Below are 21,684 nucleotides of genomic sequence, written 5' to 3' on the forward strand. Positions count from 1 at the left end.
AGTTCGGCGCCGGGGCTGTTCGGCTGTGGAGGGGCTGGTCTAGGCGGCCTGCGAGACCGTGTCCTCATCCACCGGCGGGGCGACGGTCACCGTCCTGAAGAGGGCCCGCAGCTCGGTGATCTCGCCCCCGGTGAGCGGGGGGCGAGCGGCGACGAACGCGGCAATGAAGTCGTCCGTGGACTGCCCGGGGCTCGGGGTGTGCCAGCCGTCCATCAGGCGGCACCCCGCTTCTGGGCGGTGTCGTTCTTCGCCGTCCGCCCGTTGCGGGGGAAGGTGGCGACGAGCGGGGCGAGCGCGTCGGCGAGGGTGGTCATGCCGACCGCCTTGGCGTAGTTGTGCAGCACGCTGACAGACGGGGTGGAACGGCCGGTTTTGTACAGCGTGATCGCCGTGGAGTGCAGGCCGATCCGGCGACTGACCTCGGCGGCGGAGAGGCCGGCCGCGAGCCGGGCGGCGCGCATGGGCGTGACGTCGGGCATGGGTTCCCCCTGGTGGATTGGTGCCGAACTCGGCGGCGATGAACTCGCCCTGACCGGCCATAAGTGATCAGTTCCACTAGAAACGGCCGTAACTTGAGTGCAGGGCCGTGAGCTGTGAGAACGCGTGAAATCACCTAGGTAAAACGGGGGGCGGCTCAGACCAGCGCCCCGAGGAGCGGCCCCGCGAGGGCCGGCGGGCACGCGTTGCCGATCTGCTGCCCGATGTCCTTCCCAGACCATGGCCAGTCGCCGGGGAAGGACTGGAGGGTCCCCGCCTCGCCGGGCGTGAACCGGGACTGCTCCACCCCGTCCAGGCCCACCACGCGGTTCCGGAAGATCTTCCCCGTCACCGTGAACGCGGGCTCGGAGGAGTGTCGACGCCCCCGATTCCTCGGGTCGCCGCCGGTGCCGTAGTTGGACACCACCTCGAACTCGCCCCGGCGCGGCATGACGTCGCCCATGGTCCGCGTGGCCAGGCGCCCGAGCACGGGGTGCGTACGGTGCCGGTCGTGCGTCGGCGAGGGGAGCGTCACGGAGCCGTCCAGGCGAGCCAGGAGCACTGCCCGGCGGCGTGTCTGCGGCACGCCGAACTCCTCCGTGTTCAGCACCCCGTATGCCGTGCTGTAGCCGAGCCCGGTGAGCACTTCGGCGTACGCCTCCCACACGGGGAGCACGGTGGGCACCTGTTCCAGGAGGATCGCCCGGTACGGGGCCCCGTCGCCGTGTGCCTCCAGGGCCCAACGCAGCGGTTCCAGGACGAGGGAGGTGCGCTCGTCCAGCTCGCCCGCGGCGGCCACCCTGCCTCGTACGCTCGCGTCTCGGACGGCGGCGAGCACGGTGGTGAGTACCCGACGTCCGGCGCCGTTCCCGGTGACGCTGAAGGTCTGGCACGGCGGGCCGCCCGCGAGGACGTCCTCGCCCGGCGCGTCCTCGGGGCCGTAGTCGCGAACATCGCCGTGGACCGTGGGGAGCCCGGCGGCCCGGCGGGTGGCGACCGCACCGGCGTCCCACTCGAACCCGGTCAGGTTGACGCCCAACTCTCGGGCCGCACAGTCGATTCCGCCGGGGCCGGCGAACAGGTCGGGCATCGGTCCTTCACCGCCCCGTCTTGCTCGTGCTCGCGGCCCGGCCGAACACCGTGCGGCTCGTGTTGGTCGCCGTGTTGGTCGTCTGCGAGACGGGCCCGGCGTAGTTGTTGGTCACCGTGGTCACGGCCGTGCCCGCGTCCTTCGCGGCGCGTCCGGCGGTCCGGAGGAGTCCGCCGAGGGCGAGCGCGAACACCGAGGGTGCGCCCGCCGCGACGGCGAGGGTCACGGGGTCCACGGTGCTGAGCGCGAGGAGCACGGCGGAGATGCCCGCACCGGCGAGTGCCGTGCCGCCGCCGGCAGCGAGCATCACGGTGGCCAGCTCGGTCGTGCGGGCCGACTGCGGCGCCCGGCCCGGCTGCGCCACGGGGAGCGCCCCGGTCGGCTGTGGCGGGGAGCCGTCGCGATACGACGTCGGGACCGCCGTCCCGAGGAGGTAGGCCGACGCGTCGCGCTCGGCCGGGGAGAGGTCCACGGAGTCGTTCACGATGCCCTCCAGGGCGTGAGAGAGGGCCCGACGGGAGTGCCGGGCCCTCGGGTGATCTGCGGTGGTTTGTACGTCGGCCAGCACCCCGGCCAGACCTCGGCCGGACCTCGGACGACGTCCTAGGTCTGGCCGAGGTGCGGGGCGGGTCCGTCCTAGGTGCGTCCTAGGGCGTGACCTGCGGTTTCTTTCGGTCGTCCTGGGTGGTGTCCTAGGTGCAAACCGTGATCTAACGGACCTCGGACAGGTCATCCAGTCGGTACCCGAGCGACCGCTTCCCGTCGGGGCCGTCGACCTTCGGCGTCGGCACCTCCAGGCCCTCGGCGTCCAGCCACTCGGCGAGGAGCTTCCCCGCCCGCGAGCGGAACTGTGCCTCGCTCTCCCCGTCCTCCGGGGCGTACTGCGGATCGACACCAGCGAGGTAGGCGAGCACCTCGCCCTTCGTCGCCACGCCCCGGCCCGTTGCGGTCACGGCCGCGATCAGGTGGTCCAGGAGCCGGGGCGCCGCCGGGGCGGCGGTGGCGCCGAGCGGAGCCATGCCCGGCATGGTGCCCGCCTCGGCGCGCAGCTCGGTCGCCCGCCCGATGATCTGCTCCACCTCGTCGTCCTTGTAGAAATACCCCCGGACCAGCTCCGGCTCCGCCGACTCACCGGACATCAGGATCCCCACACCACGCTGGGACTTGAGGATCGTCTGAGCGTTCTGACCGGCCGACGCGTACCCCTTGCCGAGGATGGTGTCTGACGCCTCCGGGGTCATGCACCGCATGGCCCACCGGACCGAGAGGAGGTCTCGCACCGACGTCGGCACCGAGTCGGACGAGGGCTTCTGCGTGGCCGCGAGAGACGCGATACCCAGCGCCCGGCCCTGCGAGACGATGAGCTGGAACAGGCGGTTCAGTTCCTCGCGCAGCTTCGCCGGCGCCCCGGCCACGTAGGACGCCCACTCGTCCACGAAGAGGATCGCGAGCGCGAGTCGCCGATCCTTGACGGCCAGCTCGGCGGACACCTTGCGGGCCCCGTGCTCGCGCAGCGCCGCCCGGCGGGCGGGGACCTCCATCTCCCACACGTGGGTCAGGATCGAGAGGAGCGCCTCCGGGTCGCCCGCCGTGTCGATCATCTCCGCGATCGACTCGAACGGGACGAGGTCGAACCCGGCCTTCCCGTCCGCGAGGTACAGCCGCGTGTACGGGTCGAGCGCCGCCGCGAGAAGGACGTTGTTCACGGCCGCCGACTTGCCCGCACCGGGCTCGCCGCCGAACAGACCGGAGCGCTCCACCCAATCGGTCTCGATGGGCTTGCCCCGCATGGAGACGCCCATCGGCACGGGCTTGAACAGGTCCATGCGGCCCGCCGTGAGGAGCGGCCCGGGGGAGGGCTTCCCGGTGAACGGGATGCGCAGGTTCACCCGGAGATGGATCCGTCCCTCGCGCTCGCCGCGACCCTGGTGTACCTGCGTGATCGAGACGCCCATCGCGGAGGCGAGACCCTTCACGGCCGACAGCGCCTTGTCGGTCGGCATCCCCGAGGGAAGGTCGAACACCACCTCGTACGCGTCGCCGTCCCGGGTCAGCGCCACGGGGGACAGGAGCTTCAGGATCTGATCGTCCTTCAGGACCCCCGCGTCCCGGTACGCCGCGTTCAGCGTCTCGTCGGTGAGCTTCCCGCCGTCCCCGAGGGCCACGGAGTCGGACGTCCACGTCTCGCCCGCGTCGGTGCGCCGACCGATCAGAGCCAGGACGAACGACGTGGCGGCGCAGGCCACCAGGGACCCGTTCGTGACGTCCCCGAGGGCGAGCACCGAACCGACCTCGGCGGCGACCAGCGGGGCGGCCACCGCCGACGCCCGCCACGCCCGCCGAGCCCGCGTCGCCTTGCGCACCTTGGCCAGGGCGGTCATGGCGGCGGCCGAGTCCTTCGACGCGTCGTCCATGACCTTGGCCAGCTTGTTCTTCTTGTCACCCGGGATCAGCTTGTGGGCGTGAGCCCGGCGGGCGGCCCGATACGCCTCCTGCGCCCGACGCGCCTCGTGCTTGGACCGGTCGATGTCAGCGCCCTCCACGCCCTTGACCCACCGGGTCGTCCGGGCGAGCCCCCGCCAGACCTGCGCCGCGTGCCCGTGCTCACCGCCCTGGCGGCGCACCCAGCGCCGGAACCCGTGAACGGAGTTGACTCGGGCGACGCGGCCCCGGCCCTTCCACCCGGCGCCGTTCTTCACCCATGCGGGCGTCAGCGGGGTGGTGCCCGCCGGGTCGGCGGATACCTCGGGGAGCGGGTTGGCGGCCACGGTGGCGGCGGCGGTCGGGCGGAACCCGTCGCCGCCCCACACGGACGCGTTGGCGACCAGGGCGTCCCACTCGGGGTCGGGGGCGCCCGCGGGGGTGGTCTCGTGCGTGCTCATCGTTCGTTCCCTCCATGGGAAGGGCCCGGCGGGGGTGGCCGCCGGGCCCGAGTTGGTCGTGTACGTTCGTGGCGCCCCGCCCCCTCACTAGTCCTGAGGGGGCGGGGCGCTCTGCCTGGTGCGGGTCAGTGGCTCTCGCGCTCGTCCTTCACCGCGTCGCGGATCCGCTTTGCGTACTGGTTCGAGCGACCGAGGAGCTTGGCGACCGCCGGGGTAGAGAACCGGGCCGGAGCCGCGTCGTAGAGCTTCCGCGCCGCGTCCAGGTCGGCCCCCGCGAGAGGCTCCACGTCGTCCTTCCGGGCCGTCCTCCCGGGCCGCGACAGCCCAATCCCCCCAAGGGGCCCACGCTTCTTCGCGGGGCCGCCAGAGGGGCGCTGAGAGCCATCGCTCTCGCCCTCCGGGAAGAGGTCCGAGAGGAGCGCGTCCACGGCCAGCGCCTCCGGCGAGAACCCGTCGCCGTCCTCGCCCGCGTCGCGGAACCGACGGCCCGAGTCGACCGACCGGGCGCGCAGTGCCGGCGTCATGCCGAGTACGTCCGTGCCGTGCTCGATCCGCCACGCCCGGCGCCACGCCTCCGACTCGGTCAGCGCCCCGTCGTAGTCGGCGAGCACGAGAGAGCGGGCGATGCTGGCGACCGCCTTATGGGCGCTCTCCCGGTCCCTCGTCCGGCGCTTCGCGGCCCCGTCGCGCTTCCGGTCCTCACGGGTCCGGGTGCTCGGGTGCGTCCGCCGGTCCCAGAGGATCGCGGCGAGCGGGGCGAGCACCCCGAACGCGACACCGAGGACGCCACCCCAGTGCAGGAAGTTCAACACCCCCGCGAACGCGGCCAGCGTGAACGCGCCTGCGCGCAGGGCCCCGGTCGGCCGGTGGTCCCTCTCCGCCCTCGCGGCCAGCGCCGTGAACGCCCACGTGGCCGCCTCGATCGCGAACGCCCCAAGGGTCGCCTCCAGGGTGTTCGCGCCGTGGTCCCGGAAGTAGCCGAGCTGCGAGCTGTACGACGCGACCAGCGCGGCGCCCATGACCGAGAAGACGAACAGCGTGGCCGCCTCGGACGCGGCCTTCGCGACCAGCGCCGAGCGGCGGGCACGGGCCGCCGCCCTCTTCGCGGCGCGCTCCTTCGCATCGGCCGCGTCCTGCGACCGGCGCCGCTTGTCCTCGGCCTCGGCGTCCTTCCGGCGCTCCTCGGCCCGGAGCCGCTCGGTCTCGATCTTCGCCTTCAGCTTCAGTTCAGCGTCGGCGGCCCGGTCGGCCCGCCGTTCTGCGCGATAGTCGCTCATGTCGTCCGTCCTCTCAGGACTCGTTCACGGGGATGCCGGCATGCCGTAGCTCGGTCATCCGGTTCGCCTTCCAGCGGGAGCCGGAAGGGGTACTGGCCAGGAACACCAGCCGGTTCGCCTGCGGGTGACTGACCCGCCAGTGACCGCCGGGGGTCCGCTCGATGTGCGCCCCGGCCCGGCGCAGTTCGCGCAGGAGCCGGGAGACCTCGCCCGCCATCACGCGGTACGCGGGGCCGGGCGCTTGGGCTTGGTCCGCTTCGGCGCCGGGGCGGTGGTGGTGGGCACGGCCGCCGGCGGGAACTTCCGGTTCAGCGTCCAGCCGAGGACCAGGACCAGGACCAGGAGGGCCGGTCCGGGGATCGTCCCCAGAATCGTGGCGCCGCCCTGGACGATCAGGGCGGCCGGGGCGGCGGCGGCCGGGGCGATGCCGGTCAGCAGCAGCCATGCGACGAGCACGATCAGGAGCGCGACGGCGGGGCGGATACGGAGTTTGGGCGCCTTCATGGCGGGGTCCTCTCGGGTGGGCGTGAGAGGGGCGCAGCCGTGCGCTGCGCCCGAGGGTGGTGCGGGTGGCGCTGGTCAGACGGAGGCGAGAGCCAGGGTGGCGAGTCCGAGCGCGAGCACGTGGGCGGTCTGGTCGACGTGGGCGGCCCCGCCGTGCTCGGCCCATGACGTCTGCCGCATGCGGGTCATCCACCAGCGGACGGGCCACCGGCGGTCGATGAAGGCATGCGTCCCGCCGATCCACGTCAGAGCGGCGAGCGCGACCGGCAGGGAGATGGTGGCGCCAAGCACAGTGACGGCGACCGCGAGGGCGATGCCGCAGGAGGCCACGTGGGTCGCGGCGTGAGCGAGGTTCGCCCGCCACCCCTCGGCCCCGGCGTCCGCCTTGTGCGCCGCCTGGTGGTCGGTCTGGAACGGGTAGTCGGCCGCGAGATGGCCGAGGTAGAGCAACACGAACACGGTCGCGAACACGACGGTCCCCTCAGAGATCGAAAAGCGCACCCGCCTCGGCGGGCACCGAGGCGGCGCCGAGCTTGCGCGCGGTGCGGGTGACCGCGTCGAAACAGGCGACGCAGAGCGCGCGCCCGTCGGCGGTCACGTACAGGCGACCCGAGCCCTGGCACGGCTCGGAGTTGCGGGCCCCGGAGTGCCGGGCACCGCAGCGGCCGGGGCAGGCGCAGTGCCCGCCCGCGGCCGCCACGGCCCGCTCCCACTGCGCCGTCACGACGAGCGGGCGACGCATGGTGCTCACGCCGGAACCGCCATCAAGGCGGCGCGCGCCCGGCGGAAGTCGTCACGGCGCGGCCGGTAGGTGCTCGCGGCCACGGCCACCTCGGCGGGGGTGTAGCGGGTGCAGGCCCTCGCCGGGCGGCGGCCCGCGTGGCTCGTGCCCGCCCGGCCCTCGCACCCGGCCTTCACCGCGTTGCGGCGCAGGCTCGCCGCCATGGACCGGGCGTCCGAGGGGCGCAGCCCGGCGGCGATGCAGTGGCCGGCCGCAGTGGCCACGCCCCGGCGCCGCAGCTTGGCGGCGGCCCGGTTGGTGCGCCGCCGGTCGGCGAGCACGCGGTGTGCAGTGCGTTTCATGGGTGCTCCTCACAGGTAGCGGAGGGGCGTCTGCCGTTCGGCGGCCCCAGCGCCCCTCGGTGGCTTCGTGCCGTACCGCCGTGATCGCGGTCCGAGGGGCTCCATCACCGGTGCTCCGCAGTCGCCCGCGAAGCCTTGGACTGGTGATCCGTCCCGGCCGCCCTGCCCAGGTAGCGCTTGCGCGCTGGCGGCTCGACACCCTCGCCCCGATCTGTCCCGGGACCCTTCCGCCCACGGCGATGCCCGGGGCTTTTGGGCCCCGTGCCGTTGGCGACGAGAACGAAGCTAGACCGGTTGACAACCGGATGTCAACCGGTTGACGACCGGTTGGTCCGCGCGTAACGTCAGGGCGACCAGCGAGCACAGGAGGCAGGGATGAGCGGATACGCGGAAATCGCAGCTCACTACAGGGATGCGATCGTCAACGGCGACTTGAGCCCGGGTGACTCGATGCCCTCGTATGCGGCCGTCGCGGAGGAGCACGACGCCAACCGGACCACCGTGATCCGGGCGTTCGACGTCCTCCGGTCCGAGGGTCTGATCGTCACCAAGCCGAGCAAGGGCAGCGTCGTGGCGACCCCGCCCGTGGCCGTGACGGGCGCCGGCCGGGTCGACCGGATCCGCCGCAACGGTCAGCAGTACGCGCGGGGCGAGGTGTCGAGCGGGCACCGGACCGTGCGTCGATCCATCGACGACCCCGAGGTCTGCCAGGCGTTGGACCTGGAGCCCGGCGACGAGTGCGTCATCCGGATCCGAGTGTTCGAGCGGGACGGCAAGCCGACCAGTGTCGGCCTTTCGGTCTACCCGCCGCGAACCACGGCCGTGGTGCCCGAGCTGTCCGAGGAGGCCCAGATGAACGGGTTCTTCGGCGGCCTGTACACCGAGCGGACCGGCCGGGAGGTCGTGGCCGGTCAGCGGACCGTCGGGGCCAGGCAGGCTTCACAGAACGAGCTGAACGACCTCGCGATCGACGCGCCCCCGCACGCGGCCGTGGCGGTGCTGGTGGAGCGGGTGACCTACCACGACGAGGGCGGCCCGCTCGCGTACTGGGAGGACGTCCATGCGCCCGGTTCCCGGATCGCGATCACCCCCGCCAAGTAGTCGCCCGTGCCCGCCCGTCCGCGAGCATGCCGACGCAGAAAGCCCCGGACCGCATATGGCGGTACCGGGGCTGTGGCAGTGAGAGACCCCGTCGCGGTGGTGTGCGACGGGGTCCGTGTCAGAACCTGGTGAGAGGAAATGACGTGATCGACCCTACTCCGGGCGGGACGGTCGTCTACGTGCTCGGACTGAAGGGCATGGACCCCGTGAAGATCGGCGTGTCCCGGAACCTCCCCGAGCGAATCAGGTCCCTACAGACGGGGGCCCCAGCTCAGCTTGAGATTCTGTGGACCACCCCCGGGGGTCAGTCGCTTGAGACGCGGCTCCACTCCGCGTTCCAGCGATACCGAACGCACGGGGAATGGTTCAACCTGGCGCAGCTCGGTGACCCCGTGACGATCGTTCGAGAGGCTGTACGCGCCATCCACGGGGGAGAGCCTGCGTCGATTCCCGTAGGGGCTCAACGGTGTCTGCCTTCGGCGGCGAGCGGCTCGGACGACTGGGACCCCGACTGGTGGAGGCACCGCTTCCCCGGCTCTCGGACGTATTCCCTGGACTCGCCGTGGGGTGACGACTGACCGTCCGCGAGCACGACAAAGAGCCCCGCCCGGATCGCCGGGCAGGGGCTCTGTCGTGTCTGCGCAGGCCGGGGCGGTGCTACCAGCCTCGCGCCCACCACTCGCCGAGGTGGGGGCGCTCGTCGCCGAGTGTGGTGTCCTTGCCGTGTCCCGGGTATACCCACGACTCGTCCGGCAGGGTGGCGAAGAGCTTGGTCTCCAGGCCCTCCATCAGGGAACGGAAGTCGTCTGGCTGTGTTGTCCGTCCAGGACCGCCGGGGAAGAGGCAGTCGCCGGTGAAGACGTGCGGATGGCCGTGCGGGTCGTCGTAGACGAGCGCGATCGAGCCCGGCGTGTGCCCGACCAGGTGGCGGGCGGTGAGCTCGACGCGTCCCACCCGCACGGTGTCCCCGTCGTCGACCGGTACGTCGGTCGGGACGGGGATGCCCTCGGCGTCGTCCCGGCCCGCGTAGGTGCGCGCCCCGGTCGCGGCGACGACCTCGGCGAGCGCGCCCCAGTGGTCGCCGTGCCGGTGGGTGGTGACGACCGCGGTGACCGAGTCGTCGCCGATCAGGCCGAGCAGGGTCGCGGGCTCGGCCGCGGCGTCGATCAGGATCTGCTCGCCGGTCGCCCGGCAGCGCAGCAGATAGGCGTTGTTGTCCATCGGGCCGACCGCGACCTTGGAGATCATCAGGTCCGTGAGCTCGTGCACGTCCGCCGGGCCGCCGACCTTCACCACACCGCTGTATGTCATACCGCTCAGCCTAGCCAAGCACCCCGTCCCCCAGGCCCTCAGAGGGGCGGCAGGGCGGGCAGGGGGCCGCCCGTCGTGCGCAGGGCCGTGCCGTCGCGGCGGCCCGCGAGCCAGCCGACGACGTCCGCGGGCGTGCCCGTCACCGTGACCGGCGCACCCGTGTCACCGCCGGTGGTCCACTCGCCCGCGTCGGTCACGATCCGCGTCGGGGGCACGGTCGCCAGGCCGCTGAAGCGCCGCGCGAGGAAGTCGGTCTCGCGCCCGGTGAACTCCTCCGGCAGGTCCTCCAGCTCGTAGCCGACGGCCAGGTCCACGTGGTGCAGCTCGACCTCGACGAGCCGGCGGAACGGCACCCGCGCCGCCCGGTCGGTGACCCCGTTGCGCAGCTCGACCGTGCGCTCCCAGTCGGCCGGGACGGCGCCCTGGGCGTCGAAGCGGGCGGCGCTCTCGCGCAGGTCGGCGAGGTGGGCTTGCAGCGGGCGGGGGGCGTCGCGCGCGATGTCGGCGTCGCGTGCGTCACCGCTCACGTACATCGGCAGGCCCCGGAGAACATTTACGAGCGCGTCGGCGTTACGGGAGATGTGGGCCAGCACGTGTCCCCGGCTCCACCCGGGAAGCCGTGACGGCTCGGCCGCTGCCGCGTTGTCGAGGTGGGCGGCTGCGTTCAGCAGCCGCTCGGTCGCCTCACGTACAGAGGCCAGGTCATGCGCGTGATCGATCATGCGCCTGACGATAGCTCCGCCACACGATCGGGTGAAGCGGGCTGAAGAGGTCCGTAAATCGAATGCGCGTGCTATACGCTCGGTGGAGGCATTCTTGTAAGTCAGGCATCCATCGTTCTGGCGGCCCCCCACAGGCAGGCATCAGCCGCGGCGGGGGCTGTGCCCCCGCTTCTCTCTAGAAAGGTGCGGACCGGCGTGGCCGACCGTCTCATCGTCCGTGGCGCGCGCGAGCACAATCTGAAGAACGTCTCGCTCGACCTCCCGCGCGACTCCCTCATCGTCTTCACCGGGCTCTCGGGGTCGGGCAAGTCGTCCCTCGCGTTCGACACGATCTTCGCCGAGGGGCAGCGCCGCTACGTCGAGTCGCTCTCCTCCTACGCCCGGCAGTTCCTCGGGCAGATGGACAAGCCCGACGTCGACTTCATCGAGGGCCTCTCCCCGGCCGTCTCCATCGACCAGAAGTCCACCTCGCGCAACCCGCGCTCCACGGTCGGCACCATCACGGAGGTCTACGACTACCTCCGGCTGCTCTTCGCGCGCATCGGCAAGCCGCACTGCCCCGAGTGCTCCCGGCCGATCTCGCGGCAGTCGCCGCAGGCCATCGTCGACAAGGTGCTCGCCCTCCCGGAGGGCAGCCGCTTCCAGGTGCTCTCCCCGCTGGTGCGGGAGCGCAAGGGAGAGTTCGTCGACCTCTTCTCCGACCTCCAGACCAAGGGCTACAGCCGTGCCCGGGTGGACGGGAAGACCGTCCAGCTCGCCGAGCCGCCGGTCCTGAAGAAGCAGGAGAAGCACACCATCGAGGTGGTCATCGACCGTCTCACCGTGAAGGACAGCGCCAAGCGCCGGCTGACGGACTCCGTGGAGACCGCCCTCGGCCTGTCCGGCGGCATGGTCGTGCTCGACTTCGTCGACCTCCCCGAGGACGACCCCGAGCGCGAGCGGATGTACTCGGAGCACCTGTACTGCCCGTACGACGACCTCTCCTTCGAGGAGCTGGAGCCGCGCTCCTTCTCCTTCAACTCGCCCTTCGGCGCCTGCCCCGACTGCACCGGCATCGGCACCCGCATGGAGGTCGACCCGGAGCTGATCGTCCCCGACGAGGACAAGTCCCTCGACGAGGGCGCCATCCACCCCTGGTCGCACGGCCACACCAAGGAGTACTTCGGCCGCCTGATCAACGGGCTCGCGCAGGCGCTCGGCTTCTCCACCGACATGCCCTGGGCCGGGCTGCCCGCCCGCGCCAAGAAGGCGCTGCTGTACGGCCACAAGACCCAGCTCGAGGTCCGCTACCGCAACCGCTACGGCCGCGAGCGCGCCTGGACCACCCCCGCCTTCGAGGGCGCCGTGCAGTTCGTCAAGCGGCGGCACTCCGAGGCGGAGAGCGACTCCAGCAGGGAGCGCTTCGAGGGGTACATGCGCGAGGTGCCGTGCCCCACCTGCGAGGGCACCCGCCTCAAGCCGATCGTGCTCGCCGTCACCGTGATGGAGAAGTCCATCGCCGACGTCGCGGCGATGTCGATCAGCGAGTGCGCCGACTTCCTCGGCCGCCTCAAGCTCGGCGCCCGTGACAAGAAGATCGCCGAGCGGGTCCTCAAGGAGGTCAACGAGCGGCTGCGCTTCCTCGTCGACGTCGGCCTGGACTACCTCTCGCTCAACCGCGCGGCCGGCACCCTCTCCGGCGGCGAGGCCCAGCGCATCCGGCTCGCCACCCAGATCGGCTCCGGTCTCGTCGGCGTGCTCTACGTGCTGGACGAGCCCTCCATCGGCCTCCACCAGCGCGACAACCACCGCCTGATCGAGACCCTGGTCAGGCTGCGCGACATGGGCAACACCCTGATCGTCGTCGAGCACGACGAGGACACGATCAAGGTCGCGGACTGGGTGGTCGACATCGGCCCCGGCGCCGGCGAGCACGGCGGCAAGGTCGTGCACTCCGGTTCGCTGAAGGAGCTGCTGAAGAACGCCGAGTCGATGACCGGGCAGTACCTGTCCGGCAAGCGGTCGATCCCCACGCCCGACGTGCGGCGCCCGGTCGACCCGGGCCGCCGGCTCACCGTGCACGGCGCCCGGGAGAACAACCTCCGGGACATCGACGTCTCGTTCCCGCTCGGCGTGCTCACGGCCGTCACCGGCGTCTCCGGCTCCGGCAAGTCGACCCTGGTCAACGACATCCTCTACACCCACCTCGCCCGCGAGCTGAACGGCGCGAAGTCGGTCCCGGGCCGTCACACCCGGGTCGACGGCGACGACCTCGTCGACAAGGTGGTGCACGTCGACCAGTCGCCGATCGGCCGCACCCCGCGCTCGAACCCGGCGACGTACACCGGTGTCTTCGACCATGTCCGCAAGCTGTTCGCGGAGACGATGGAGGCCAAGGTCCGGGGCTACCTGCCCGGCCGCTTCTCCTTCAACGTCAAGGGCGGCCGCTGCGAGAACTGCTCCGGCGACGGCACCATCAAGATCGAGATGAACTTCCTGCCGGACGTGTACGTCCCCTGCGAGGTCTGCCACGGGGCGCGCTACAACCGGGAGACGCTGGAGGTCCACTACAAGGGCAAGTCCATCGCCGAGGTGCTGGACATGCCGATCGAGGAGGCGCTCGACTTCTTCGAGGCGGTCCCCACGATCTCCCGCCACCTGCGCACGCTCAACGAGGTGGGCCTCGGATACGTCCGGCTCGGACAGTCGGCGCCCACCCTCTCCGGCGGCGAGGCGCAGCGGGTGAAGCTGGCGTCCGAGCTCCAGAAGCGCTCCACCGGCCGCACGGTCTACGTCCTGGACGAGCCGACCACCGGTCTGCACTTCGAGGACATCAGCAAGCTGATCAAGGTGCTGTCCGGGCTCGTCGACAAGGGGAACTCGGTCATCGTGATCGAGCACAACCTCGACGTGATCAAGGTCGCCGACTGGGTCGTCGACATGGGCCCCGAAGGCGGCAGCGGCGGCGGTCTGGTGATCGCCGAGGGCACCCCGGAGCAGGTCGCGGGCGTCCCGGCCAGCCACACCGGCAAGTTCCTCCGCGAGATCCTGGACGCGGAGCGGATCAGCGACGCGACCCCGGTGCCCGCGGCGCGCAAGCCGGCCCGGAAGACGGCGGCCAAGAAGACCGCGGCGAAGACGACGGCCGCCAAGACCACCGCCGCGAAGAAGACGGCGGCGGCAGCGGGGCGCACCCCGCGCCCGCGCAAGGCGTGAGCGTCCGGGCCGGGCGCGGGGGCAGACGCCCCCGCGCCCGGCCCGCGTCGTTCCCCGCGCATCGCAGGCGGGGACCGGCCCGCGTCGTCCCCGCACACCGTCGGTCGCGCCCGGCCGGTCAGAGCGGGGGCAGCTCGGCGGCGTACGGGGGCTCGGCGCCCGTGCGGGAGCAGGTCACGGCCGCGGCGCGGGCCGCGAAGGAGAGGACGTCGTGCCAGGCGTCCGGTCCGAGGCTCCGCAGCGCCCCGGGGGACAGGGCGTCCCGCGCGGCCAGCGCGTGCAGCAGCGCCGCGTTCACCGTGTCGCCCGCGCCGATGGTGTCGGCGACGGTCACCGGGGCCGCGGGCACCGAGACCTCCCGTCCCGACGCGGTCCGTACGGACAGGCCCGCGCCCGCCCGCGTCAGCACCACCGCCTCCGGCCCGTCGGGGCCTCCGGGGACGCCGCCCAGCCAGCCGGCGTCGTCCTCGGACAGCTTCAGCAGCGTGACGTGCGGGAGCCAGCCGGCGAAGCGCGCGCGGTAGGCGTCCGCGTCCGGGATCAGACCGGGCCTGATGTTCGGGTCGAGCAGGGTGAACAGCCCGCGCCCCGCCTCCCGCAGCAGCAGCGCCTCGTAGGCGCTCGCCCCCGGCTCCAGCACCAGCGAGCAGGTGCCCAGCGCCAGGGCGCGCGCCCCGGCGGGCAGGGCGGCGGGCAGCGTGAACAGCCGGTCCGCGGTGCCCTCGGCGTAGAAGCCGTAGCCGGCCGAACCGTCCGCGCCGATCGCGGCGACCGCCAGCGTGGTCGGCTCCGGCCCCCGCTGCACCGGCGAGACGTCCACCCCCGCGGCGCGCAGCCCGCCGAGCAGGGCCTCCCCGAAGCCGTCGTCCGACACCCGGGAGCAGAAGGCGACGTCCGCCCCGAGCCGGCCGAGGGCCAGCGCCGTGTTGTACGGCCCCCCGCCCGGCCGCGGCAGCAGCGCGGGCAGCGGTGCCCCGGCCCCGTGCGGGACCAGGTCGATCAGGGCTTCACCGGCGACGACGATCACGGGCCAGAACGTAACCCATGGCCCGGCGGGCCGACAGGGAGCCCGCCCCCGGGGCCCCGGCCGGCCGCCGGTATCGTCGGGTACGTCACCGAGGTCCCCGGACACCCGGCCCGCAGGGGCCGCGCAGGTCATGGACGTCGTGCGGGTCGCCGAGGTGTGTCACCCGCGGCGTACCCCCGGCTCCCGCCCCGGTCGCGCCACGACGAACCGACCCGTGGAGTCCCCCATGCCCGGCCGCCCGACCGCCCGCCGTACCGTCCTGAAGGGCGCGGCCCTCGCCGGCGCCGCCGGGCTCGGCGCCGCCGCCTGCTCCACGGACTCCAAGCTGGGCCACGCCGAGGTCCCGACGCCGACCGCGCCCGTCGACCTCGGCGCCGCCGACGCGGTGCCGGTGGGCGGGGCGAAGCTCTACCGCGAGCAGCGCCTGGTGGTGCACTGCCCGGCCGTCGGCCAGTACAAGGCGTTCAGCGCCCAGTGCACCCACGCCGGGTGCGTCCTGGACAAGGTGGAGGGCACCGAGGGCAACTGCCCCTGCCACGGCAGCCGCTTCGACGTCACCACCGGCAAGGCACTGAAGGGCCCGGCGACGGTGCCCCTGCCCGAGGTGCCCGTCCGAGCGGAGAACGGCACGCTGGTGGCCGGCCCGGAGGCCTGAGCCCACCCCGAGCGCCCCGCCCCCGGGGCCCACGCCCGCCCCGGCGCGCTCACTCCCACTCCCACTCGATCCCCAGCACCCCCGGCCGCACGCTCTGCTCCAGCAGGTGCACCGTGCGGTGCCGGGGGCTGACGGCGAGTTCCGTGCGGACGCCGCGCGGGGTGCCGTCCGCCGCCCCGGCGAAGCGTCGGCAGCGCAGCGGCAGCGCCCCCGGGCCGAAGCGCACCTGGAGCAGGTACTGCCCGCCCCGGCCGCCGAAGGCGCGCACCGAGGCGCCGCTGGGCCCGCCGGTGCCGTCCTCGAACCCGTAGCCGAAGACGTACGTCTCACCCACCCGCAGCGCCGCGTCGAAGAGCAGCTCGGCCGCCACCGTGCCGGTGGCCCGGTCCCGGCGGATCCGGCCGGGACGGCAGTTCTCCAGCGCGCTGACCTCCACCCGGTCCGGGTCGCACCCGCTGTCCCCGCGGTGCACGGCGAGGAAGCGGTCGACCCCGTCCCGCCGGGCCCGCACCACGTGCAGCGCGTCCCGCCCCAGCAGCCGCCGGTCGGCGCCGATGCGCACGTGTTCCTGGAGCACCAGGGTCTCCAGCCCGCCGCGCGGCGGGCCGTCCCGGGCGAGCAGGCGCTCCGCCTCGCCCGTGAGCCCGGCGAGCCCGCGGTGGGACCCGGGGGCGGGCGGCCGGTGCCCCCGGGCGCCGGCCGCGTCCGCGCCGAGCAGCCGGATCAGCGACTGGGCGGGCAGCTCCAGCACCTCCTCCAGGGCGCGCACGGCCCGCAGCGACTCGGGGCGCCGCGGCCTGCGGGCGCCCTGCTGCCAGTAGCAGAGACTGGTCACGCCGACCTTGATGCCGCGGTGCGCCAGATGGTGCTGGACCCGCTGGAGCGGCAGTCCGCGCACCGAGAGGGCAGCGCGCAGCGCCTGGTGGAAGGGGCCCGTGTTCAGCACCCGCGCCAGGTCGGCCTCGGTGTGGCCCATGCTTCCTCCGGCTCGCTCGCTGCGGTGGGGGGTGCGCCGTGGTGCGACCGCCGGGGGTGGGCGGGGGCGGCCCGCCGTGCGGGGGACGGAGGTCCTCACGTCCCGGCCGCGTCGCCGACGGCGCCGTGCCCCTGGCATTGAAGCGTGCCGGCCCCGCGCCGACAAGAATTCCGACGGCCTTGGACCATGGTCATGTCCCTGCCCGCGGGCGACCGGGGTGTCACCGCCCGCCAGTAGGGTGGGCGGCATGGCCGACCCCTCCAGCTACCGCCCCAAGCCGGGACAGATCCCCGACTCGCCGGGGGTCTACAAGTTCCGGGACGATCACCGCCGGGTGATCTACGTCGGCAAGGCGAAGAGCCTGCGCCAGCGCCTCGCCAGCTACTTCCAGGACCTGGCGAACCTCCACCCGCGCACCCGCACCATGGTCACCACGGCCGCCTCCGTGGAGTGGACGGTGGTGTCCACCGAGGTCGAGGCGCTCCAGCTCGAGTACTCATGGATCAAGGAGTTCGACCCGCGGTTCAACGTCAAGTACCGCGACGACAAGAGCTACCCCTACCTCGCCGTCACGCTGAACGAGGAATTCCCCCGCGTCCAGGTGATGCGCGGCGCCAAGCGCAAGGGCGTCCGCTACTTCGGGCCGTACGGGCACGCCTGGGCGATCCGCGAGACGGTCGACCTGATGCTGCGGGTCTTCCCCGTGCGCACCTGCTCCGCGGGCGTGTTCAAGAACCATGTGCAGCGCGGCCGCCCCTGTCTGCTCGGCTACATCGGCAAGTGCTCCGCGCCCTGCGTGGGCCGGGTCACCCCCGAGGAGCACCGTGAACTGGCCGAGGAGTTCTGCGACTTCATGGCCGGCCGCACCGGCACCTACATCCGCCGCCTGGAGAAGCAGATGGCCGAGGCGGCCGAGGAGATGGAGTACGAGCGGGCCGCCCGGCTGCGCGACGACATAGGCGCCCTCAAGCGCGCCCTGGAGAAGAACGCGGTGGTGCTCGCCGACGCCACCGACGCCGATCTCATCGCCCTCGCCGAGGACGAACTGGAGGCCGCCGTCCAGATCTTCCACGTCCGCGGCGGCCGGGTGCGCGGCCAGCGCGGCTGGGTCACCGACAAGGTCGAGGCCGTCGACACGGCGGGCCTGGTCGAGCACGCCCTCCAGCAGCTCTACGGCGAGGAGCGCGGCGACGCCGTGCCCAAGGAGGTCCTCGTCCCGGCGCTGCCCGAGGACGTCGACGCCGTCTCCGCCTGGCTCGGCGGGCGCCGGGGGGCGAACGTCTCGCTGCGCGTGCCCCAGCGCGGCGACAAGAAGGACCTGATGGAGACGGTGCAGCGCAACGCGCAGCAGGCCCTGGCCCTCCACAAGACCAAGCGCGCGGGCGATCTGACCACCCGCTCCCGCGCCCTGGAGGAGATCGCCGAGGCCCTCGGCCTGGACTCGGCGCCGCTGCGCATCGAGTGCTTCGACATCTCCCACTTCCAGGGCGACGACGTGGTGGCGTCCATGGTCGTCTTCGAGGACGGCCTCGCCCGCAAGAGCGAGTACCGCCGCTTCCAGATCAAGGGGCGGGTCGGGGACACCCAGGTCTGGCACGGCGAGGGCCAGGACGACGTCCGCTCGATGCACGAGGTGATCAGCCGGCGCTTCCGGCGCTACCTCGCGGAGAAGGACCGCACGGGGGAGTGGATCGGCGAGGACGCGCCCGAGGGCGAGGAGGCCGACGACGGGCGCCCGAAGAAGTTCGCGTACCCGCCCCAGCTCGTCGTCGTCGACGGCGGCCGCCCGCAGGTCGCGGCCGCCCAGCGGGCCCTGGACGAGCTCGGCATCGACGACGTCGCGGTCTGCGGCCTGGCCAAGCGCCTGGAGGAGGTCTGGCTGCCCGGCGACGACGACCCGGTCGTGCTGCCGCGCTCCAGCGAGGGCCTGTACCTGCTGCAGCGGATCCGTGACACCGCGCACGACTTCGCCATCCGCTACCAGCGCTCGAAGCGGACCAAGCGGATCCGCACCAGTCCGCTCGATACGATCCCGGGTCTCGGGGAGACCCGCAAGCAGGCCCTGATCAAGCATTTCGGCTCGGTCAAGCGCTTGCGGCAGGCGACAATCGAGCAGATCTGCGAGGTCCCGGGCATGGGCCGCAAGACGGCCGAGTCCGTCGTCGTGGCCCTCGCCGGGGCGGCTCCGGCCGCACCCGCCGTGAACACGGCGACAGGAGAGATCATTGAAGAGAACGACGGGGGCAGCACGCCATGACTGAGCACGACCGAGACGGAGCAGCAGACGTGAGTACGGGCAACGCCCATGAGCCCGCCGACAGCGCAGCGGACGTGGCCATCCCCGAGCTGGTGATCATCTCGGGCATGTCCGGCGCCGGGCGCAGTACGGCGGCGAAGTGTCTGGAGGACCTCGGCTGGTTCGTCGTCGACAACCTGCCGCCCGCCCTGATCCCCACCATGGTGGAACTCGGCGCCCGGTCGCAGGGCAACGTCGCCCGCATCGCCGTCGTCGTCGACGTCCGGGGCCGGCGCTTCTTCGACAACCTCCGCGAGTCCCTCGCCGACCTCGACGCCAAGCAGGTCACCCGCCGGATCGTCTTCCTGGAGTCGTCCGACGACGCCCTGGTGCGCCGCTTCGAGTCGGTCCGCCGGCCCCACCCGCTCCAGGGCGACGGCCGGATCGTCGACGGCATCGCCGCCGAGCGCGACCTGCTGCGCGAGCTGCGCGGCGACGCCGACCTGGTCATCGACACCTCCAGCCTCAACGTCCACGAACTGCGCGCCAAGATGGACGCCCAGTTCGCCGGCGACGAGGAGCCGGAGCTCCGCGCGACGGTGATGTCGTTCGGCTTCAAGTACGGGCTGCCGGTCGACGCCGACCTCGTCGTCGACATGCGCTTCCTGCCGAACCCGCACTGGGTCCCCGAGCTGCGCCCGTTCACCGGCCTGAACGAAGAGGTGTCCAACTACGTCTTCAACCAGCCCGGGGCCAAGGAGTTCCTCGACCGGTACACCGAGCTGCTCCAGCTCATCGCGTCGGGCTACCGCCGCGAGGGCAAGCGCTACGTGACCGTCGCCGTCGGCTGCACGGGCGGCAAGCACCGCTCGGTGGCCACCTCCGAGAAGCTGGCGGCCCGCCTCTCCGCCGCCGGCGTCGAGACCGTGGTCGTGCACCGGGACATGGGGCGCGAGTGACCGGACGCACCCTCCGGCTGCGACGGCTGCGCAGGACCACGCGCACGCCGGCGGCCCGGAAGCGCGGCGCGCAGCCCAAGGTCGTCGCCCTCGGCGGCGGCATGGGCCTGTCCGCGTCGCTCGCGGCCCTGCGCCGCATCACCGGCGACCTGACCGCGGTCGTCACGGTCGCCGACGACGGGGGATCCAGCGGCCGGCTCCGGGAGGAGCTCGGCGTGCTGCCGCCCGGCGACCTGCGCAAGGCGCTCGCGGCGCTGTGCGGCGATGACGACTGGGGCCAGACCTGGGCCCGCGTCATCCAGCACCGCTTCCAGTCCCAGGGCGACCTCCACGAGCACGCGGTCGGCAATCTGCTGATCGTCGCCCTGTGGGAGCAGCTCGGCGACCACGTCCAGGCCCTGGACCTGGTCGGCAGGCTGCTCGGCGCCCAGGGCCGGGTGTTGCCGATGTCCGCGGTGCCGCTGGAGCTCCAGGCGCTGGTCCGGGGCCACGACCCGGCCCGTCCGGACGACGTCGACACCGTGCGCGGCCAGGCCACCGTGGCGCTCACGCCCGGCGAGGTGCAGTCCGTCCACCTCGTGCCGCACGACCCGCCCGCCGTCCCGGAGGCCGTCGAGGCCGTGCTGGACGCCGACTGGGTGGTTCTCGGGCCCGGATCCTGGTTCTCCTCGGTGATTCCGCACCTCCTGGTGCCGGAGCTGCTGGACGCGCTGGTGGAGACGAGGGCGCGCCGGGTCCTCTCCCTCAACCTCGCCCCGCAGCCCGGCGAAACAGATGGCTTCTCACCGCAGCGTCATTTGGAGGTTTTGGGACGACACGCGCCTAAACTCGCCCTGGACGTGGTGCTGGCCGACGAGGCCGCAGTGCCCGACCGCGAGTCCCTCGACGACGCCGCCAAGCGGCTCGGAGCCGCGGTCGAGCTGGCTCCGGTGGCCTCTCCCGACGGTGTTCCGAAGCACGACCCGGAGCTGTTGGCCGCCGCGTACGACCGTATTTTTCGGATGCATGGAAGGATCGGCCCATGGCGATGACGGCAGCGGTGAAGGACGAGATCTCCCGGCTCCCCGTCACCCGGACCTGCTGCAGAAAGGCGGAGGTCTCGGCGATCCTGCGGTTCGCGGGCGGCCTGCACCTGGTCAGCGGACGCATCGTGATCGAGGCCGAGCTGGACACGGGCATCGCCGCGCGCCGTCTGAAGCGGGACATCCTGGAGATCTTCGGCCACAGCTCGGAGCTGATGGTGATGGCACCGGGCGGTCTGCGCCGCGGGTCGCGCTTCGTCGTCCGGGTGGTCGCCGGCGGTGACCAGCTCGCCCGGCAGACCGGTCTCGTCGACGGCCGGGGCCGGCCGATCCGCGGCCTGCCGCCGCAGGTCGTCTCCGGCGCCACCTGCGACGCGGAGGCCGCCTGGCGCGGCGCGTTCCTGGCGCACGGCTCCCTCACCGAGCCCGGCCGGTCCTCCTCGCTGGAGGTCACCTGCCCCGGCCCGGAGGCCGCGCTGGCGCTGGTCGGCGCGGCCCGCAGGCTGTCCATCGCCGCCAAGGCCCGTGAGGTCCGCGGCGTCGACCGGGTGGTCGTCCGCGACGGGGACGCGATCGGCGCGCTGCTGACCAGGCTCGGGGCGCACGAGTCGGTGCTGGCCTGGGAGGAGCGGCGGATGCGCCGCGAGGTCCGCGCCACCGCCAACCGGCTGGCCAACTTCGACGACGCGAACCTGCGCCGCAGCGCCCGTGCCGCGGTCGCCGCGGGTGCCCGGGTGCAGCGCGCCCTGGAGATCCTCGGCGAGGAGGTCCCCGAGCACCTCGCCGCCGCGGGACGGCTGCGCATGGAGCACAAGCAGGCGTCCCTGGAGGAGCTCGGCGCGCTCGCGGACCCGCCGCTGACCAAGGACGCGGTGGCCGGCCGGATCCGCCGTCTGCTGGCCATGGCCGACAAGCGCGCCCAGGATCTGGGCATTCCCGGGACGGAGTCCAATCTGACCGAGGAGATGGCCGACGGCCTCGTCGGCTGACGGCCCTCGGCCGCGTCCCGCGTCAACCGCCCTGCTGCCGACGCCCTTTCGGGTGTCGGCAGCGGTGTGTCCGGGGCCCGGCGCCCGCGCGCGGCCGTCGGCGGGCGGCGTTCCTTACTGGCCAGTACGCGACGCCGCAAGACATACGGGCTGTTCCTGATGTCACTCGGCAGCCTCC

The 21,684-nt window shown here is 72.9% G+C and carries 23 protein-coding genes; 8 read left to right on the forward strand and 15 right to left on the reverse strand.

The features are described 5' to 3' along the window. Positions 1-39: 39 nt before the first annotated feature. The 11 genes from JE024_RS26530 to JE024_RS26580 all read right to left on the reverse strand — a co-directional run bounded on the left by JE024_RS26530 (position 40) and on the right by JE024_RS26580 (position 7,313). Positions 40-213, reverse strand: a complete 174-nt coding sequence (locus tag JE024_RS26530) for a hypothetical protein (protein ID WP_205375992.1) — start codon at positions 211-213, stop codon at positions 40-42. Next, a complete protein-coding gene (locus JE024_RS26535; protein WP_205375993.1) occupies positions 213-479 on the reverse strand; it encodes a helix-turn-helix domain-containing protein in 267 nt (88 codons plus the stop codon). Before JE024_RS26535 ends, JE024_RS26530 begins: the two co-directional genes overlap by 1 nt. A 155-nt stretch (positions 480-634) precedes the next feature. Beyond that, positions 635-1,567 carry a DNA cytosine methyltransferase gene (locus JE024_RS26540; RefSeq protein WP_205375994.1) on the reverse strand — a complete coding sequence of 311 codons (933 nt, stop codon included), beginning with the start codon at positions 1,565-1,567 and terminating at the stop codon, positions 635-637. A 7-nt stretch (positions 1,568-1,574) separates the two neighbouring features. Continuing rightward, positions 1,575-2,051 carry a hypothetical protein gene (locus tag JE024_RS26545; protein WP_205375995.1) on the reverse strand — a complete coding sequence of 159 codons (477 nt, stop codon included), beginning with the start codon at positions 2,049-2,051 and terminating at the stop codon, positions 1,575-1,577. Between the two features lie 226 nt (positions 2,052-2,277). Continuing rightward, a complete protein-coding gene (locus tag JE024_RS26550; RefSeq protein WP_205375996.1) occupies positions 2,278-4,449 on the reverse strand; it encodes an FtsK/SpoIIIE domain-containing protein in 2,172 nt (723 codons plus the stop codon). Between the two features lie 125 nt (positions 4,450-4,574). After that, the gene (locus tag JE024_RS26555; protein ID WP_205375997.1) at positions 4,575-5,726 is read right to left on the reverse strand and encodes a DUF2637 domain-containing protein; all 1,152 of its coding nucleotides are present in this window, start codon (positions 5,724-5,726) and stop codon (positions 4,575-4,577) included. Between the two features lie 13 nt (positions 5,727-5,739). After that, positions 5,740-5,943: a hypothetical protein gene (locus JE024_RS26560; RefSeq protein WP_205375998.1), complete on the reverse strand. Its 204-nt coding sequence runs from the start codon at positions 5,941-5,943 to the stop codon at positions 5,740-5,742. Beyond that, complete coding sequence (locus tag JE024_RS26565; RefSeq protein WP_205375999.1) at positions 5,943-6,230, reverse strand: hypothetical protein; 288 nt, start codon at positions 6,228-6,230, stop codon at positions 5,943-5,945. The genes JE024_RS26560 and JE024_RS26565 overlap by 1 nt, the downstream gene beginning before the upstream one ends. Before the next feature lie 75 nt (positions 6,231-6,305). Continuing rightward, positions 6,306-6,701, reverse strand: a complete 396-nt coding sequence (locus tag JE024_RS26570) for a DUF3307 domain-containing protein (RefSeq protein WP_205376000.1) — start codon at positions 6,699-6,701, stop codon at positions 6,306-6,308. Positions 6,702-6,711: 10 nt separating this feature from the next. After that, positions 6,712-6,981, reverse strand: coding sequence for a hypothetical protein (locus JE024_RS26575; RefSeq protein WP_205376001.1), 270 nt, complete (start codon positions 6,979-6,981; stop codon positions 6,712-6,714). Next, entirely contained in the window at positions 6,978-7,313 is a 336-nt protein-coding gene (locus JE024_RS26580; protein ID WP_205376002.1) for a hypothetical protein, read from the reverse strand. The genes JE024_RS26575 and JE024_RS26580 overlap by 4 nt, the downstream gene beginning before the upstream one ends. 375 nt (positions 7,314-7,688) lie before the next feature. Between JE024_RS26580 and JE024_RS26585 the strand changes: the two genes are divergently transcribed. Beyond that, a complete protein-coding gene (locus tag JE024_RS26585; RefSeq protein ID WP_205376003.1) occupies positions 7,689-8,414 on the forward strand; it encodes a GntR family transcriptional regulator in 726 nt (241 codons plus the stop codon). 143 nt (positions 8,415-8,557) lie between these two features. Further along, positions 8,558-8,992 (forward strand): GIY-YIG nuclease family protein, encoded by a 435-nt coding sequence (locus JE024_RS26590; protein WP_205376004.1) that lies wholly within the window; start codon positions 8,558-8,560, stop codon positions 8,990-8,992. 79 nt (positions 8,993-9,071) lie between these two features. Here JE024_RS26590 and JE024_RS26595 read toward each other — a convergent pair whose 3' ends face one another. Together JE024_RS26595 and JE024_RS26600 are read right to left on the reverse strand one after the other, a co-directional pair. After that, entirely contained in the window at positions 9,072-9,725 is a 654-nt protein-coding gene (locus tag JE024_RS26595; protein ID WP_205376005.1) for an MBL fold metallo-hydrolase, read from the reverse strand. A 38-nt stretch (positions 9,726-9,763) separates the two neighbouring features. Continuing rightward, the gene (locus tag JE024_RS26600) at positions 9,764-10,447 is read right to left on the reverse strand and encodes a maleylpyruvate isomerase family mycothiol-dependent enzyme (protein WP_205376006.1); all 684 of its coding nucleotides are present in this window, start codon (positions 10,445-10,447) and stop codon (positions 9,764-9,766) included. A gap of 195 nt (positions 10,448-10,642) precedes the next feature. On the opposite strand from JE024_RS26600, the gene uvrA reads away from it, so the two are divergent. Next, the gene (uvrA, locus tag JE024_RS26605; RefSeq protein ID WP_205376007.1) at positions 10,643-13,642 is read left to right on the forward strand and encodes an excinuclease ABC subunit UvrA; all 3,000 of its coding nucleotides are present in this window, start codon (positions 10,643-10,645) and stop codon (positions 13,640-13,642) included. 118 nt (positions 13,643-13,760) lie between these two features. Here uvrA and JE024_RS26610 read toward each other — a convergent pair whose 3' ends face one another. Further along, positions 13,761-14,669, reverse strand: coding sequence for a carbohydrate kinase family protein (locus JE024_RS26610; protein ID WP_205376008.1), 909 nt, complete (start codon positions 14,667-14,669; stop codon positions 13,761-13,763). A gap of 226 nt (positions 14,670-14,895) precedes the next feature. Between JE024_RS26610 and JE024_RS26615 the strand changes: the two genes are divergently transcribed. Continuing rightward, complete coding sequence (locus JE024_RS26615) at positions 14,896-15,324, forward strand: Rieske (2Fe-2S) protein (protein ID WP_205376009.1); 429 nt, start codon at positions 14,896-14,898, stop codon at positions 15,322-15,324. A 49-nt stretch (positions 15,325-15,373) separates the two neighbouring features. On the opposite strand, the gene JE024_RS26620 is transcribed toward JE024_RS26615, so the two are convergent. Continuing rightward, positions 15,374-16,300: a hypothetical protein gene (locus JE024_RS26620; RefSeq protein WP_205376010.1), complete on the reverse strand. Its 927-nt coding sequence runs from the start codon at positions 16,298-16,300 to the stop codon at positions 15,374-15,376. 247 nt (positions 16,301-16,547) lie between these two features. On the opposite strand from JE024_RS26620, the gene uvrC reads away from it, so the two are divergent. The 4 genes from uvrC to whiA are packed head-to-tail and all read left to right on the forward strand — an operon-like array spanning position 16,548 to position 21,506. Beyond that, complete coding sequence (uvrC, locus tag JE024_RS26625) at positions 16,548-18,557, forward strand: excinuclease ABC subunit UvrC (protein ID WP_205376011.1); 2,010 nt, start codon at positions 16,548-16,550, stop codon at positions 18,555-18,557. Beyond that, positions 18,554-19,495: an RNase adapter RapZ gene (gene rapZ / locus JE024_RS26630; RefSeq protein ID WP_205376012.1), complete on the forward strand. Its 942-nt coding sequence runs from the start codon at positions 18,554-18,556 to the stop codon at positions 19,493-19,495. The genes uvrC and rapZ overlap by 4 nt, the downstream gene beginning before the upstream one ends. Beyond that, complete coding sequence (locus JE024_RS26635) at positions 19,492-20,526, forward strand: gluconeogenesis factor YvcK family protein (protein WP_205376013.1); 1,035 nt, start codon at positions 19,492-19,494, stop codon at positions 20,524-20,526. The genes rapZ and JE024_RS26635 overlap by 4 nt, the downstream gene beginning before the upstream one ends. Continuing rightward, positions 20,517-21,506, forward strand: coding sequence for a DNA-binding protein WhiA (gene whiA, locus JE024_RS26640; RefSeq protein ID WP_005318962.1), 990 nt, complete (start codon positions 20,517-20,519; stop codon positions 21,504-21,506). Before JE024_RS26635 ends, whiA begins: the two co-directional genes overlap by 10 nt. Positions 21,507-21,684: the final 178 nt, after the last annotated feature.

The organism is Streptomyces zhihengii (assembly GCF_016919245.1).
Classification (GTDB): domain Bacteria; phylum Actinomycetota; class Actinomycetes; order Streptomycetales; family Streptomycetaceae; genus Streptomyces; species Streptomyces zhihengii.